Here is a 13,521-nt window from a genome sequence, read left to right as displayed (position 1 = left end):
CACCGGCGCCGGTGGCGCGCGCTGTATCGCCGTAAGAGAAATAAAAGAAAAGGCATGAAAATGAAACGGATGGTTAATATTCTGCTGTTCAGGCAATAAACCCAAAAAAAGGAGACGTCATGCAACGTCTCCCTCTAAATGCCCATTGAGCGCGGTGCGCCGCTTTATTTAACCGGCGTTCCGGCGATTATTTATCCAGCGCGTAGGCGATGACGTAATCACCGCGATCCGGCGACTGACGTGCGCCGCCGGCGGAAATGACGACATACTGCTTACCGGTGGTCGGCGAGACGTAACTCATCGGCGTGCCGCCGCTGCCGACCGGCAAGCGCGCTTTCCACAGCTCTTGCCCGGTGGACGAATCAAAGGCGCGCAGATAATAATCCTGCGTACCGGCGATAAACACCAGGCCGCCTTGAGTCGCCAGCGTGCCGCCCAGCGTCGGCATGCCGACCGGCATCTGCGCGCGCATTTTGATGCCGAACGGCCCGGTATCCTGCACCGTTCCTACCGGAACCTGCCACACCACTTTGCGCGTCTGCAAATCGATGGCGGAGAGGGTGCCGAACGGCGGTTTTTGGCAAGGAATGCCCAGCGGCGACATGAAGCGATTCTTATTGACGGCATACGGCGTGCCTTTGAGCGGGACCGCGCCCATGCCGGTATTCACGGCTTCACCGCCGTTGCCGGCCGGCGCGCCTGTGTCGGCTTTCTGCGGGATCATCTGCACCCACAGGCCCAGACGCATATCGTTGGCGAAAATATAACGGTTGTTCGGGTCGGTAGAGAGACCGCCCCAGTTCATGCCGCCCAGCGAGCCGGGGAAGCTGAGGGAAACGTCGGTGTCCGGCGCGGTGAACAGGCCGTCATAACGCATCGATTTAAAGCTGATGCGGCACATCAATTGATCGAATGGCGTAGCGCCCCACATGTCGGACTCGCTGAGCTTCTGCGCGCCAATCTGCGGCATGCCGACGGAGAACGGCTGCGTGGCGGAATATTGCTCGCCCGGAATGGTGCGGGTCTTCACCGGCAGTTCTTTCACTTCGGTCAGCGGTTTGCCGGTATGGCGATCCAGCACGAAGATCTGCCCGCTTTTGGTGCCGATAACCAGCGCAGGGCGGGTGGTGCCGTCCTGCATCGGGAAATCGAGCAGGCTGGGCTGCATCGGCAGATCGAAGTCCCACAGATCGTTATGCACGGTCTGATAGACCCATTTCTCTTTGCCGGTGGTCGCGTCGAGCGCCAGCACCGAGGCGCCGTATCGGTGATCCAGCGCGTTGCGGTTGGCGCCCCACAGATCGACGGAGGAGCTGCCCATCGGCAGGAAGACCGTGTTCATCGCCGGATCGTACGACATCGGCGCCCAAGAGTTCGGGGTGCTGCGCACGAAGTGTTGATCCGGTTTCAGGGCAGCGTTCGGCTGCGGATTGCCCGGGTCAAACGCCCAGCGCATTTCGCCGGTGATCACGTTGAAGCCGCGCAGCACGCCGCCGGGCATATCGGTTTGCACGTTATCGGCAACGCGCCCGCCGACCACCACGGTGGTGCCGGCCAGCGTCGGCGCCGACGTCAGTTGATATTTCGGATCGGCGGCGTCGCCCAGACCGGCCTTCAGGTCCACCACGCCCTGGTTGCCGAAGTGTTGGCAGAATTCGCCGTTGTCGGCGTTAATCGCCATCAGGCGCGCGTCGATGGTGTTCATCAATATGCGTCGTTGGCAGCTGTCACCGGCCGCCAGCGCGACGGGCGCGGCGGGGGTTGAACTCGGCACGCTCGGCGCGGGCAACGGCTTGTTGACGTCGAAGTAGGCCAGGCCGCGACAGCGGTTCCATACCTGCGACTTGGCGTTGACTTCTCGCCGCCAAATTTCTTTGCCGCTGTCGGCGTCGACGGCGATCACATTGTTATGCGGCGTGCACAGGAAAATGCGGTTGCCGATTTGCAGCGGCGTTTGCTGATCTTCCGCGCCGTTGCCATCGGGACTGATAGGGATGTCACCCGTATGGAACGTCCAGGCGACTTTCAGCTCCCGCACGTTATCGCGGGTGATCTGATCCAGCGCGACGAAACGGCTGCCGCCCGGCGTATTGCCGTAGTTATCCCAATCTTTCTGCTGTTGCGCTTTATCAACCGGGATCAGCGGCAGCGGCTGGCCGCTGAAGGCAACGGTGGGATGCGGCTGGAACATTTGGACAAAGGCGCCGACCATGCCGACCGCCAGCAAGGCGGAGAGCAGGTAAGCCGGCTTGGCCAACGGCGCTTTGCCTTCGCGCTTGCGCAGCGCCGGCCAGGTGAGGAAGGCCAGCAGCATCAGGCCGGTCGGCACCATCAGACGGGAAATCAACGGCCAAAAATCAAAACCGGCGTCCAACGGCGCCCAAATGACGGTGCCGATGAACACCGCCAGGAACAGCCAAACCGCTGAGGACTTGCGGCGGAAAAACTGAATGGCCGACAGCAGGATGACGAGGCCGGCAATCAGGAAGTAGGCGCTGCCGCCCAGCGAGAGCAGTTTGCCGCCGGCGACAGTGAAGAACAGGCCGGTGGCGGCCAGGATGATGCCTAACAGGCAACACCACAGCGTAAGTTTTATGCCCGAACGTGCATTGGCATCTGACATTGAATAATCTCCAATAACATACTGATTCTTAAAGGTGAAAAGGTCGTTATTGGCGACTATTGTAACATTGATGGAGGTGCGCTTGTTAAGGATATGTAACTGTTTTTATGAGGGAAAAGCCGACGTTATCGGCACAACCTCGGTTTGGCTTAGAGGAATATCCGTTTCTGCCAGTGTACGAGCTGCGCGGCAGGCAGAGAGGCAACCTGCGCCACCCGGTGGCGATTTTCCAGGGCGATTTCCCGGGCGCGTTGCAACGGCTCGTCGCTGAGGCGCTGCACGCTTTGCCGCAGCGCCTGTTGCGCCAGCTCCAGTTCGCCGGTGCCGAGATGCGCCAGTTCATGGCGCATCTGCAGCAAGAATTCGTCGGTTAACTGCCGCAGCTGCTCAACGGCGAACGTCGGGGATTGCAGCGCAAACAGCAGGCCTTCGGCATCGGCGCTGCGATGAAAGGCGCATTGCACCACGTAACCCACGTTGCGCTCGACGCGCAACTGCTGGAAGTAACGCGGCGCGTAAAGCCGGGCCAGCACGCGCAGCGCCCAACGGCCTTCGGCTTCGTCGTTTGGCAGCGGGTAAAATTGCAGCAAGGCGTGTTCTGCGCCGCTTTCCGTCAGGGTGACGGGGTGGCGATGCAGAGGCGTCGGCCGCTGAGCCTCGTCGGTTATGGGAAAAGGAAAGTCATACAGCAAATGCGACAGCCGCCGCTTTAACTCGCCGTCGCCGCCGACCAGGGTGGCATGCCAGAGTGGGGCCGTTGCCGTTGATACGCTCAACGCCGCCGGCAATTGGGCTAACAGGCGGCGAATGGCGATATCGTTTTGCGCTTTGAGCTGCGCGTGGCGCAGGTTTCTCGCCGCCTCGTTGATGACGGCCGGCGGCAGCGCCGCCAGGGCTCGATTCACGACGTTCAGACCGTGGCAGATCAGCGCTGCGCTGCCCGCCAGCTGTAACAACCACACGCCCTGGTGGCGATCGAAGCTTAAATGTCCCTCCCGATGCGCTAACTCGGCCGCTCCAGGGCGCAATGCCGCCTGCAAACCACAGGCCTGTTCTTCGCTGAGAGCGCCATGCGGCGATGGGCGCAGCAGCAGCACCGGCTGCGCTTCGTCGGGGTGCAGATGCCGCAGCGGCGCCTGGCCGGCCGGCAGGGGCGGGATCGGCAGCGCCGCCGAGGTGGAGAAAAAGCGGAAAGGATCTATCGTGGGCGTCGGCACGGTGCGGACGAAGGGCGCGAGCGCCAACGGCAGCCCTTGAATTTCACGCGTTTCACCGCCTCCCTCGGGCAGCACGGCCAGACGGCGATGCGGCGCGCTAATCAGCGCCGAAATATGCCGTGGCCAATCGTCGTTCGGCTCCACCGGCGGCAGCCCAAATGCTCTGGCGCGCAACTGATCGAGCGGCGCCAAACGGTGGAAATCGCGGTTTGCCAGTTGCCCGAAATGCGCAAGCTGAGCCGGTGTCAGCGCGATCAGCGCCTGCAACCAGGCCAGCAAGGCGCTTTCGATGTGGGCGGCTTCAGACGCCGCGCCGTGATTGACGGTAAAAATAAAACTCAGCAGGGCGCTGTTTTCAGCGCAGCGGGCGTAATCCAGCCTAACGGCGTCGGCCCACGCGTGAGCGCGCAGCCGTGCCAGCAGCCCGCCAGGGGCTTCGTCCAGCAATAAACGCTCCAGCCGCCGCAGCCAGCCGCGTGAACGGGAGTGCGGCAGGGCAAACACCAACCGCAGCTGCGGCGCGCCGGGGAGAAACAGCGTGTAATCTTGCCCGGCGGCCAGCGGCGTCAATGCCTCGGGCGGCGCGACGCTGCCCGGCGGCAAGGCGCCGCCGTAGCGCTGCGCCAGCGCATGCAACTGCTCGAGCGATTGCGGGCCTTGCAGCCACAGCGTGATGTTCGGCGCGCGGTAATAGTGGTGGTGAAACTGCCGCAGCGCCCGTTGCAACGCGGGAATATCGCTGCCGAAAGCGGTGCGGCTGCCGATATGAAAGCGGTGCAACGCGTCAATGCCGCTGAACATCTGCCGCTGCGCCGCTTCGCAGCGGGTTTCATCGTCGGCGCGCAGCAGGCGATATTCGGCGTCGATGACCTCGATCTCCTGGGCGATTGACTCAGCCGTCAGCTGTGGGACGGCGAGCATATCGATCAGCCTGGCCAACCCCTCCGCCAGCTGTTCGGCGCCCACCTCAAAGAAAAACGCGGTTTGCGTGGCCTGGGTCGTGGCGTTTAACCGGCCGCCGACCGCCAGCGTCCAGCCCATCAGCCCATCCTGCGCGCTAAAGTTCATGCTGCCGCGAAACAGCATATGCTCCAGCAGATGCGCCAGGCCCGGCCAGGCGGCAGGCGCCTGAAAGCTGCCCGCCTCGATGCGCACCAGCGCGGCGGCGGCCTCGGCGTCAGGGGTGCTTATCGCCCTGACGGCCAAACCGTTATCGAGCTGCCACGAGGCGGGGAGTGTCATCGTCAGCCCTTGAAGATCAGTCGGGAGTTGGTCTGATTGCGAAAACGCAGCTGATCGATGCCGATCTGCGAGCGATTCGCCGCTTCACGCGCCGCCAGAATGGTGCCATGGTGCGGCGACTTGCCGCACACCGGATCGGCGTTGTCGGCGTCGCCGGTCAGCATGAACGCCTGGCAGCGGCAGCCGCCGTAGTCTTTCTCTTTCTCCGAACAGGAACGGCAGGGCTCCGGCATCCAGTCATAGCCGCGATAGCGGTTAAAGCCGAAGGAGTGATACCAGATATGCTGCAGATCGTGCTCCAGCACCGACGGAAAGGCGATCGGCAACTGGCGGGCGCTGTGACAGGGTAATGCCATGCCTTCCGGCGTCACGCTCATGAAAATAGCCCCCCAACCGCCCATGCAGCCTTTGGGGCGTTCCTCATAGTAATCCGGCGTGACGAACAGCAGGTTGGCCAGCTTGCCGTCGGCAGCCATGCGCTCGCGATAGCGTTTCACCACGGCTTCCGCCTCGGCGATCTGTTCGCGGGTCGGCAGCAGGCCTTCACGGTTCAGGTGCGCCCAGCCGTAGAACTGGCAGGTCGCCAGCTCGACGTCGTCGGCATCCAGCTGGATCGCCAGTTCGATGATGCGGTCGATCTGGTCGATATTATGGCGATGCAAGACGAAGTTAAGCACCATCGGATAGCCGAGCGCCTTGACCGCCTTGGCCATCGCCAGCTTCTGCTGAAACGCCTTGGCGGAGCCCGCCAGTGCAGCGTTCAGCGTTTCATCGCTGGCCTGAAAACTGATCTGAATATGATCCAGCCCGGCGTCGGCGAAGGTCTGCAGCTTTTTCTCGGTCAGGCCGATGCCGGAGGTGATCAGGTTGGTGTAAAACCCGAGATCGCGCGCGGCGGCGATCAGCTCGGGCAGGTCTTTACGCACCAACGGCTCGCCGCCGGAGAAACCGAGCTGTACGCTGCCCATCGCCCGCGCCTGGCGAAACACCGCGATCCATTGCTCGGTCGTCAGCTCTTTTTCCTGCGCGGCAAAGTCGAGCGGGTTGGAGCAATAGGGGCACTGCAGCGGGCAGCGATAGGTCAGCTCCGCCAGCAGCCAGAGCGGCGGATTTACCGCCGGCGCGCGTGGCTCAGTCACGGAAGGTCACCCATTTTTGTTCGTAGGCGCGCTGGAAAAACGCCAGCACGTCGTCCGCCAGCCCCTCGGCGCCGGGGAAGCGGGCGTTCAGCTGCGCGATGATGCCGTTCAGCGTGGTGTTGCCGTCAACCAGCTGCAGGATGGCGGCGGCGCTGTCGTTCAGTTTGGCCATGCCTTCCGGGTAGAGGATCACGTGGCTGTTTTGCACCTGCTCCCATTGCAGGCGGTAGCCGCGGCGGAAGACGGGGGTGTGTTCAGGATTCAGTGTCATTACACCAGCCTCTGATTGTGCCAGACCCGCGCGGCGGTCACGCTGTGGTAAGGCGGGCGGTTCAGGGTATAGGCCATGCTCATGGCGTCCAGCATGCTCCACAAAATATCCAGCTTGAACTGCAGGATTTCCAGCATGCGCTGCTGTTTTTCAACGGTATCGCAATAGTCCAGCGCCAGCGCCAGCCCGTGCTCCACGTCGCGGTTGGCCTGGCCGAGGCGACTGCGGAAATAGTCGTAGCCGGCGGCGTCGATCCACGGGTAGTGCTGCGGCCAGCTGTCGAGGCGCGACTGGTGGATCTGCGGCGCGAACAGTTCGGTCAGCGAGCTGCAGGCCGCTTCCTGCCAACAGGCGCGGCGCGCGAAGTTGACGTAGGCATCCACCGCGAAACGCACGCCGGGCAGCACCAGCTGCTCGGATAGCAGGGTGTCGCGCTGCAGCCCAACCGCCTCGCCGAGGCGCAGCCAGGCCTCGATGCCGCCTTCGCTGCCGCCGTAACCGTCGTGATCCAGAATGCGCTGCACCCATTTGCGACGGGTTTCCGGCTGCGGGCAGTTGGCCATGATCGCCGCATCCTTGATCGGAATGCTGGTCTGATAGTAGAAACGGTTGGCCACCCAGCCCTGGATCTGCTCACGGGTCGCTTCGCCGTTGTGCATCGCGATGTGATACGGGTGGTGGATATGATAATAAGCGCCTTTGGCGCGCAGTGCCGCTTCAAATGCCTGCGGAGTCAGGGGGAGTGGTTGCGTCATGGCGATTCCCTACAGTTCGATATTCATGCCGTCCCAGCTCACTTCGATGCCGGCGGCGCTCAGGCTCTGCCGTTCCGCGGAGTCTTCATTGAGGATCGGGTTGGTATTGTTAATGTGGATCAAGATCTTGCGTTTGGCGGGCAAGGTGCTGAGCAGGGCCGCCAGCCCGTGCTCTTCCGCCAGCGCCAGGTGCCCCATGTCTTTGCCGGTATTGCGCCCCACGCCGGCGTTGGCCAGCTCATTGTCGCGCCAGAGCGTGCCGTCGATCAGCAGGCAATCCGCCCGGCGCAGCCAGGGCATCAAAGCCTCGTCCGGCTCACCCAGGCCCGGCGCGTACAGCAGACCGACCCCGCGCGCGGTATCTTCGATAAACAGCGCCACGTTGTGGCCCGGCAGCGGGCGATCGCGGTACGGCGAATAGGGCGGCGCGTTGCTGAGCAGCGGAATGGCGGTGAAGCGCACGTTTGGGCAGACCGCCGTGTGGAACGGCTCGGCGGGCGTCACCGGGTGATGGATTAACCCGCCGTTCCAGTGAGAGAGCATGGGAAACACCGGGAAACCGGTGCTGAGATCGTCGTGCACTTCGGGGGTGCACCAGACCTGATGCGGGCAGCCCTCACGCAAATTGAGCAAGCCCGCGCTGTGATCGATCTGGCTGTCGGTCAGCACGATCGCGCCGATGCCGGTGCCGCGCAGCACGTCGGGATTGTTCAATTCGGGCGAGGCCAGCAGCTGATGGCAAATGTCCGGGGAAACGTTGCACAGCACCCAGTTTTTACCGTCGTCGCTGACGGCGATGGAAGACTGCGTGCGGCGCGTGGCGTTGATGCTGTGGCTGCGAACGCCCCGGCAGTTGTCGCAGTTGCAATTCCACTGGGGAAAGCCGCCGCCCGCTGCCGAGCCGAGAACTTTTATCTGCATGTCTGAACCAGAAAAAGAAGGAAAGAAATGCCCGCGCGAAAGGCGGGCAGACAGGCGATTAACGGTTGGAAATGTACAGCGTCACTTCCAGCCCCAGACGCAGGTCAACAAACTCAGGTTTGGTCCAGGTAGTCATAGCGGTGCTCCTTTGCATGCATCGTGATAGTTCGAAGCCAATGAGAAAAATTCGCATTCGGCTGGCTCAATGTTGACGAAATGTGACGGAGATCGCAACCGTTAAAGCGTAACCGGGTTATTCACCCCAGGTGGCGGAGAGCACGTTCAGCCAGTTGCGCCAGGTCAGCTTCTCCAGCAGCCGGTCGTCAAACCCCGCCTGCTTGAGCGCTTGCGTCAGGCGCGGCAGGCCTGCGGCGTCCTCCAACGGTTGCGGTACGTTAACCCCGTCAAAATCAGAGCCAAATCCCACGCGATCTTCACCAAGTTTAGCGATCAAATACTCAACGTGTTTAACAATTTCTGTTAAGCCTGTCGTTGCACTGTCACGTTTTCCGTCAGCCCGCAGGAAGGCGGTGCCGAAATTGACGCCGACCATACCGTCGCTCTGGGCGATAGCGTCCAGCTGCGCGTCGGTCAGGTTGCGCGGCTGCGGGCAGAGGGCGTGGGCATTGGAATGGGTGGCGACCAGCGGTGCGGTGCTCAACGCGGCGGTTTGCCAGAAGGTTTTCTCGTTCATGTGCGAGACGTCAATCATGATGCGGCGCTGGTTGCAGGCGCGGAGCAGCGCTTCACCGGCCGGCGTCAGGCCGGGGCCGGTATCGGGTGAGCCGGGGAACGGCCCGCTGACGCCGGTGCCGAAGGCGTTCGGCAGATTCCAGAACGGCCCGATGCTGCGCACGCCCAGCCGATAGAAGGCCGCCAGCTGCGTCAGCGCCGCATCGATCATGCCGGCGCCTTCGATATGCAGCACCGCGGCGATTTGCCCGTCGAGGCGGCACTGTTCTATCTCGGTAGCCGTGCGGCAGAGGCGCAACTGCCCCTGAGAGGCGCGTTCCAACTGGTGCAGGATGGCTATCTGCCGTTCGGCTATCGCCAGCGGATCGAACGCGGCCTGCGCCTCCTCCAGCGTTTGATTACGCATCTGGGCGATATAGCTGACCGGAGGAATAAACACCGCGAACAGCCCGCCGCAGAATCCGCCGCGCCGCATGCGTGGAAAGTCGAGGTGGCCCGGCGTGACGTGCGAATAAAAGGCGGTGACCGGATCGTCATCGTGCTGCAGCCACAGGTTGAGCAGCAGGTCGTTATGGCCGTCGAACACCGGCCAAAGGGGGGGAAGCGTCATGGGCGTTTCACTGTGTCAGGCATCATGCACGCTATGTTGTACGATCGCGCGAGGGGGAACAACCCCCGCGCGATGAGGGATTTAAAGGCGTATCGACAGCTCGACGTCATCCGCGAACGGCGTGGAGAGATAACCCGACGCCGGAGAACGCACGCGCGCCAGATAATCCGGGCTGTAATCGGCGTTGTCGGCGACGATCAGCGCGCCGGGGCGCAGACGATTTTCCAGCAGCGCGAGGATATCGGGGTAAAGCCCCTTGGCGCCGTCCAGCAATAGCAGGTCGACAGTGGCCGGCAGATCGTCGCGCAGCGTTTCCAGGGCATCGCCCACGCGGATCTCCACCAGATCGACGACGCCGCCTTCGGTCAGGTTGTGGCGCGCCTGCGCCGCTTTGCTCGGTTCAAATTCGCAGGTGATCAACCGGCCGCCGCCGTTGTCGCGCAGCGCGGCGGCCAGGTGCAGCGTTGAAATACCGAACGACGTGCCGAATTCGACGATGTTTTGCGCCCGACAACCGCGCGCCAGCATGTACAGCAATGCGCCGGTTTCCGGCGACACCGCCAGGGGGAAATCCTTCAGGCGATGGTAGAGTTCACGATAGTCGGTTTTACTCTGCATCAGTCGATTTTGCTCTTCGTCAGGCACGTCGCGGAACAGGGCGGCGAGCGCCGGTGAACGGCCGGCGGCCTGCTGGAACAGGGTGCTTAGCAGCGGCGCCAACGGCGCGGTGGTCAGGGTACTCATGGCAAAACTCCCGTAGAAAAAGTGAGCGCGAAAGCGCGTGCCGCTATAATATGACGAACTATTCGCATTTCACTATTCGCATTGGCCGCCCGCTATGACTGAACGCCGCAGTAAGCAAATTTCCTCTAGAAAACAACCGCAACAGGCGCGATCCGCCGAATTGGTCTCCGCCATTTTGACCGCCGCTATTCAGGTTTTGGCGCAGGAGGGCGCCGCGCGTTTCACTACCGCCAGAGTGGCTGAACGCGCCGGCGTCAGTATCGGTTCGCTTTATCAGTATTTTCCCAACAAAGCGGCGATCCTGTTTCGTTTGCAAAGCGACGAATGGCGGCAGACCACCACCATGCTGAGCGGTATTCTGGCCGATCGAGAGACTGCGCCGTTCGAGCGTTTACGGTTGCTGGTGCAGACATTTATCCGTTCGGAATGTGAAGAGGCGCAGATGCGTGTGGCGCTGAACGATGCGGCGCCGTTGTACCGCGATGCGCCGGAGGCGCAGGCGGCGAAGGCCACCGGCAAAGACATCGTGCAGGTGTTTATGGGCGAAACGTTGCCCGATGCGGCGGAAGGCGTCCGTAAGTTGGCAGGCGAGCTGATCGTCGGCACGCTGGGAGCGGCGGGCAAGCAATTCTCCGAAACGCCGCGCAGCGATGCGGAAATTGTGGCTTATGCCGATGCGATGGCGGACATGTTTTGCGCCTATCTGGCCGATTTAAACGGGCGAGAGGCGCCGTAAGGGAATGTTTGGTGACATTGTCACTTGAGGTGCGCGGTGCCTACGCCCGTTGGCGGCAGACGGCCAACACCAACTGCCGCAGCCAGCGGTGCTCCGCTTCAGCGTCCAGGCGCGGATGCCACATTTGCGAGACGGTAATAGGCGGCGTTTTCACCGGCAGCTCGAACATGCGCAGCGGGCCGTCGTCCGGATGAGCATGCAGAAAGGAGGCGGGCAACAGCGCCAGCAGGTCTGAGGCTTGCGCCACCGCCAGCGCGGCCGGAAAGCTCGGCACCACGGCGGCAATCTGGCGCGTCAGCCCCAGCTCCGCCAACGCGGCGTCTACCGGCCCGAGTATGCGCCCGCTGCGCGAAGCCACCACGTGGCCGCAGGCGGCGTACTCGGCGGCGCCTATCTTGGGCCGCTGCGCCAGCGGGTGCGCGCTTCTCATCACGCCGACGAAGCGGTCGCGAAACAGCGCCTGCAGGCGGATTTCCGGCCCCATTTCGCCCAGCACGCCAATCTCCAGATCGACCAGGCCTTCACGCAGGGGGCGGTCGCTTTTCTCCGGCTTGGGCGCAAAGCGCAGCCGCGCCCGTGGCGCCTGTTGCGCAGCGGCGGCGATCAGCGCCGGGCCGAAGGCCTCGACGAAGCCGTCGTTGGCGCGCAGCGTAAAGGTCCGGTCGAGCGTGGCGGGATCCAGCGCGTTCGGCGTCGGACGCAGCAGCGCCCTGGCTTCGAATGCCGCGTTTCGCGCCCGTTCGCGCAGCGTTTCGGCATAAGGCGTCAGCACCATATGACGCCCGGCGCGCACCAACAGCGGATCGCCGGTGGCCGTGCGCAGTCGGCTGAGGGTGCGGCTCATCGCCGAGGCGCTTAAACCGAGACGTCGCGCCGCGCCGGCAACGCTGCCCGTCGACAGCAGCGCGTCGAGCGCGGTCAGCAGGTTAAAATCAGGGTCGGTCATGCGTTTATCCTGTGGCGCCGGAAATAAGAGAAGGCGTTTACTGCAGTATATCAGCGTAAGCGCTGTGTCACTTGCTCTCTGATGGGCAATAAAAAAGCCGATAACCAGGGGGTTATCGGCTTTTAATGCGCAGTGGCGGAGGGTTACGCCGGCAGCTGCTGCGCGGTTTTCTCGACCAGCGCCAGCAGCAGCTTGATGTCTTCCAGCGTCACGATCGGGTTCAGCAGCGTCATCTTCAGGCAGGTCACGCCATCGAACTCGGTCACGCCGACGTTGGCGCGGCCCGACTCCAGCAAGGCGTCACCGATGCGCTGGTTGAACAGCGCGACGGCCGCGTCGCCTTTCGCCGCCAGCTGCGCCGGACGGTAGCGGAACAGCACGCTGGCCAGCTGCGGCTGCATCACCAGTTCCAGCGATTCCTGATCGGCGATGTAACGCGCCACCTGTTGCGCCAGCGAGACGCCATGATCGATGATCTCGGCATACTGCTTCTGCCCCAGCGCTTCCAGCCCCATCCACAGCTTCAACGCATCGAAGCGGCGGGTGGTCTGCAGCGATTTGGAGACCAGGTTCGGCACGCCTTGCGCTTCGTCGAATTCGGAGTTCAGGTAGGCCGCCTGATAGCGCATCAGCTCGTAGTGGCGCTCGTCTTTCAGCAGGAAGGCGCCGCAGCTGATGGTCTGGAAGAACTGCTTATGGAAGTCCAGGGTGATGGAGTCCACCAGCTCCAGGCCGTCCAGGTAGTCGCGGTACTGCTCGGAGAGCAGCAGCGCGCCGCCCCAGGCCGCATCCACGTGCACCCAAATTTTCTGCTCCGCCGCCAGCCGCGCGATATCGCGCAGTGGGTCAATGGCACCGGCATCGGTGGTGCCGGCGGTGGCGACGAGCGCCATCACCTGCTCGCCGTTAGCCTTGGCCTGCGCCAGTTTTTCCGCCAGATCGTTCACGTCCATGCGGGCGAAGCGATCGGTTTTCACCAGCGTGACGGACTGGTAGCCGAGGCCCATCAGCGCCATGTTCTTCTGCACCGAGAAGTGGGCGTTTTCAGAACAGAACACTTTCAGCTTGCACAGATCGCCCACCAGACCGTCCTGCTGCACGGAGTGGCCCTGACGCGCGAAGAATGCATCGCGCGCCAGCATCAGCCCCATCAGGTTGCTCTGGGTGCCGCCGCTGGTGAACACCCCGGCGTCGCCGGGCTGGTAACCGACCTGGGCGCGCAGCCACTCGATCAGCTTCATTTCGATCAGCGTGGCCGACGGGCTCTGATCCCAGGAGTCCATGCTCTGGTTGGTGGCGTTGATCAGCACTTCAGCGGCCTGGCTAATCACCAGGCTCGGGCAGTGCAGGTGCGCCACGCACTGCGGGTGGTGCACCGACAGGCTGTCTTTCAAAAAGTACTCGATGGCGCGCTCGATCGCCGCCTGGTTGCCCAGGCCTTGCGGGGTAAAGTCGAGTTGGATGCGCTCGCGCAGTTCGGCAACGCTTTTGCCCTGATACATCTCGGGCTGTTGCAGCCACTGCACGACGGCTTCACTGCTCTGTGCGATCGCCTGGCGGTAAGCCTCGGCGCTGTGCGCCGAGGAAGCCAGAATCGGGTTTAACTTGGACATCGCGGTCATTC

12 protein-coding genes are annotated in these 13,521 nt (G+C 62.9%); 1 reads left to right on the top strand and 11 read right to left on the bottom strand.

The genetic code is table 11. The annotated features are described in order from the left end of the window. Positions 1–187: 187 nt before the first annotated feature. From H7A77_RS10865 to H7A77_RS10825, 9 genes are all read right to left on the bottom strand, one after another. The gene (locus H7A77_RS10865) at positions 188–2,623 is read right to left on the bottom strand and encodes a glucose/quinate/shikimate family membrane-bound PQQ-dependent dehydrogenase (protein ID WP_182074168.1); all 2,436 of its coding nucleotides are present in this window, start codon (positions 2,621–2,623) and stop codon (positions 188–190) included. 149 nt (positions 2,624–2,772) lie between these two features. Continuing rightward, a complete protein-coding gene (pqqF, locus tag H7A77_RS10860) occupies positions 2,773–5,082 on the bottom strand; it encodes a pyrroloquinoline quinone biosynthesis protein PqqF (RefSeq protein WP_182074167.1) in 2,310 nt (769 codons plus the stop codon). A gap of 2 nt (positions 5,083–5,084) precedes the next feature. Then, complete coding sequence (gene pqqE / locus H7A77_RS10855) at positions 5,085–6,221, bottom strand: pyrroloquinoline quinone biosynthesis protein PqqE (protein ID WP_147880521.1); 1,137 nt, start codon at positions 6,219–6,221, stop codon at positions 5,085–5,087. After that, positions 6,214–6,492, bottom strand: a complete 279-nt coding sequence (pqqD, locus tag H7A77_RS10850; RefSeq protein WP_033643059.1) for a pyrroloquinoline quinone biosynthesis peptide chaperone PqqD — start codon at positions 6,490–6,492, stop codon at positions 6,214–6,216. The genes pqqE and pqqD overlap by 8 nt, the downstream gene beginning before the upstream one ends. After that, positions 6,492–7,247, bottom strand: coding sequence for a pyrroloquinoline-quinone synthase PqqC (gene pqqC / locus H7A77_RS10845; protein WP_042784491.1), 756 nt, complete (start codon positions 7,245–7,247; stop codon positions 6,492–6,494). Before pqqC ends, pqqD begins: the two co-directional genes overlap by 1 nt. Positions 7,248–7,256: 9 nt before the next feature. After that, positions 7,257–8,168: a pyrroloquinoline quinone biosynthesis protein PqqB gene (gene pqqB, locus H7A77_RS10840; RefSeq protein ID WP_042784492.1), complete on the bottom strand. Its 912-nt coding sequence runs from the start codon at positions 8,166–8,168 to the stop codon at positions 7,257–7,259. Positions 8,169–8,226: 58 nt separating this feature from the next. Continuing rightward, positions 8,227–8,304, bottom strand: coding sequence for a pyrroloquinoline quinone precursor peptide PqqA (gene pqqA, locus H7A77_RS10835; protein ID WP_004937827.1), 78 nt, complete (start codon positions 8,302–8,304; stop codon positions 8,227–8,229). A gap of 117 nt (positions 8,305–8,421) precedes the next feature. After that, positions 8,422–9,471, bottom strand: a complete 1,050-nt coding sequence (locus H7A77_RS10830) for a dipeptidase (RefSeq protein ID WP_182074166.1) — start codon at positions 9,469–9,471, stop codon at positions 8,422–8,424. Between the two features lie 81 nt (positions 9,472–9,552). Continuing rightward, a complete protein-coding gene (locus H7A77_RS10825) occupies positions 9,553–10,215 on the bottom strand; it encodes an O-methyltransferase (RefSeq protein WP_033650409.1) in 663 nt (220 codons plus the stop codon). 94 nt (positions 10,216–10,309) lie between these two features. On the opposite strand from H7A77_RS10825, the gene H7A77_RS10820 reads away from it, so the two are divergent. Further along, positions 10,310–10,951 (top strand): TetR family transcriptional regulator, encoded by a 642-nt coding sequence (locus H7A77_RS10820; protein WP_164106268.1) that lies wholly within the window; start codon positions 10,310–10,312, stop codon positions 10,949–10,951. Positions 10,952–10,991: 40 nt separating this feature from the next. Here the strand turns inward: H7A77_RS10820 and H7A77_RS10815 are convergent, their stop codons facing one another. Together H7A77_RS10815 and H7A77_RS10810 are read right to left on the bottom strand one after the other, a co-directional pair. Next, a complete protein-coding gene (locus tag H7A77_RS10815) occupies positions 10,992–11,897 on the bottom strand; it encodes a LysR family transcriptional regulator (RefSeq protein WP_047026114.1) in 906 nt (301 codons plus the stop codon). A 143-nt stretch (positions 11,898–12,040) separates the two neighbouring features. Beyond that, a complete protein-coding gene (locus H7A77_RS10810; RefSeq protein WP_182074165.1) occupies positions 12,041–13,510 on the bottom strand; it encodes an aspartate aminotransferase family protein in 1,470 nt (489 codons plus the stop codon). Positions 13,511–13,521 lie beyond the last annotated feature (11 nt).

Origin of the sequence: Serratia sp. ME47 (assembly GCF_903970925.1) — a bacterium.
GTDB classification, from domain to species: Bacteria; Pseudomonadota; Gammaproteobacteria; order Enterobacterales; family Enterobacteriaceae; genus Serratia; species Serratia ureilytica.
Note: the sequence above shows the minus strand (reverse complement) of the source record. Positions and strands in the feature narration are given on the sequence as shown.

What these genes read in the sequence shown, in the direction of transcription:
- H7A77_RS10865 (WP_182074168.1), bottom strand. Translation starts at nt 2,623, where the DNA reads ATGTCAGATGCCAATGCACGTTCGGGCATAAAACTTACGCTGTGGTGT.
- pqqF (WP_182074167.1), bottom strand. Translation starts at nt 5,082, where the DNA reads ATGACACTCCCCGCCTCGTGGCAGCTCGATAACGGTTTGGCCGTCAGG.
- pqqD (WP_033643059.1), bottom strand. Translation starts at nt 6,492, where the DNA reads ATGACACTGAATCCTGAACACACCCCCGTCTTCCGCCGCGGCTACCGC.
- pqqC (WP_042784491.1), bottom strand. Translation starts at nt 7,247, where the DNA reads ATGACGCAACCACTCCCCCTGACTCCGCAGGCATTTGAAGCGGCACTG.
- pqqB (WP_042784492.1), bottom strand. Translation starts at nt 8,168, where the DNA reads ATGCAGATAAAAGTTCTCGGCTCGGCAGCGGGCGGCGGCTTTCCCCAG.
- pqqA (WP_004937827.1), bottom strand. Translation starts at nt 8,304, where the DNA reads ATGACTACCTGGACCAAACCTGAGTTTGTTGACCTGCGTCTGGGGCTG.
- H7A77_RS10830 (WP_182074166.1), bottom strand. Translation starts at nt 9,471, where the DNA reads ATGACGCTTCCCCCCCTTTGGCCGGTGTTCGACGGCCATAACGACCTG.
- H7A77_RS10825 (WP_033650409.1), bottom strand. Translation starts at nt 10,215, where the DNA reads ATGAGTACCCTGACCACCGCGCCGTTGGCGCCGCTGCTAAGCACCCTG.
- H7A77_RS10820 (WP_164106268.1), top strand. Translation starts at nt 10,310, where the DNA reads ATGACTGAACGCCGCAGTAAGCAAATTTCCTCTAGAAAACAACCGCAA.
- H7A77_RS10815 (WP_047026114.1), bottom strand. Translation starts at nt 11,897, where the DNA reads ATGACCGACCCTGATTTTAACCTGCTGACCGCGCTCGACGCGCTGCTG.
- H7A77_RS10810 (WP_182074165.1), bottom strand. Translation starts at nt 13,510, where the DNA reads ATGTCCAAGTTAAACCCGATTCTGGCTTCCTCGGCGCACAGCGCCGAG.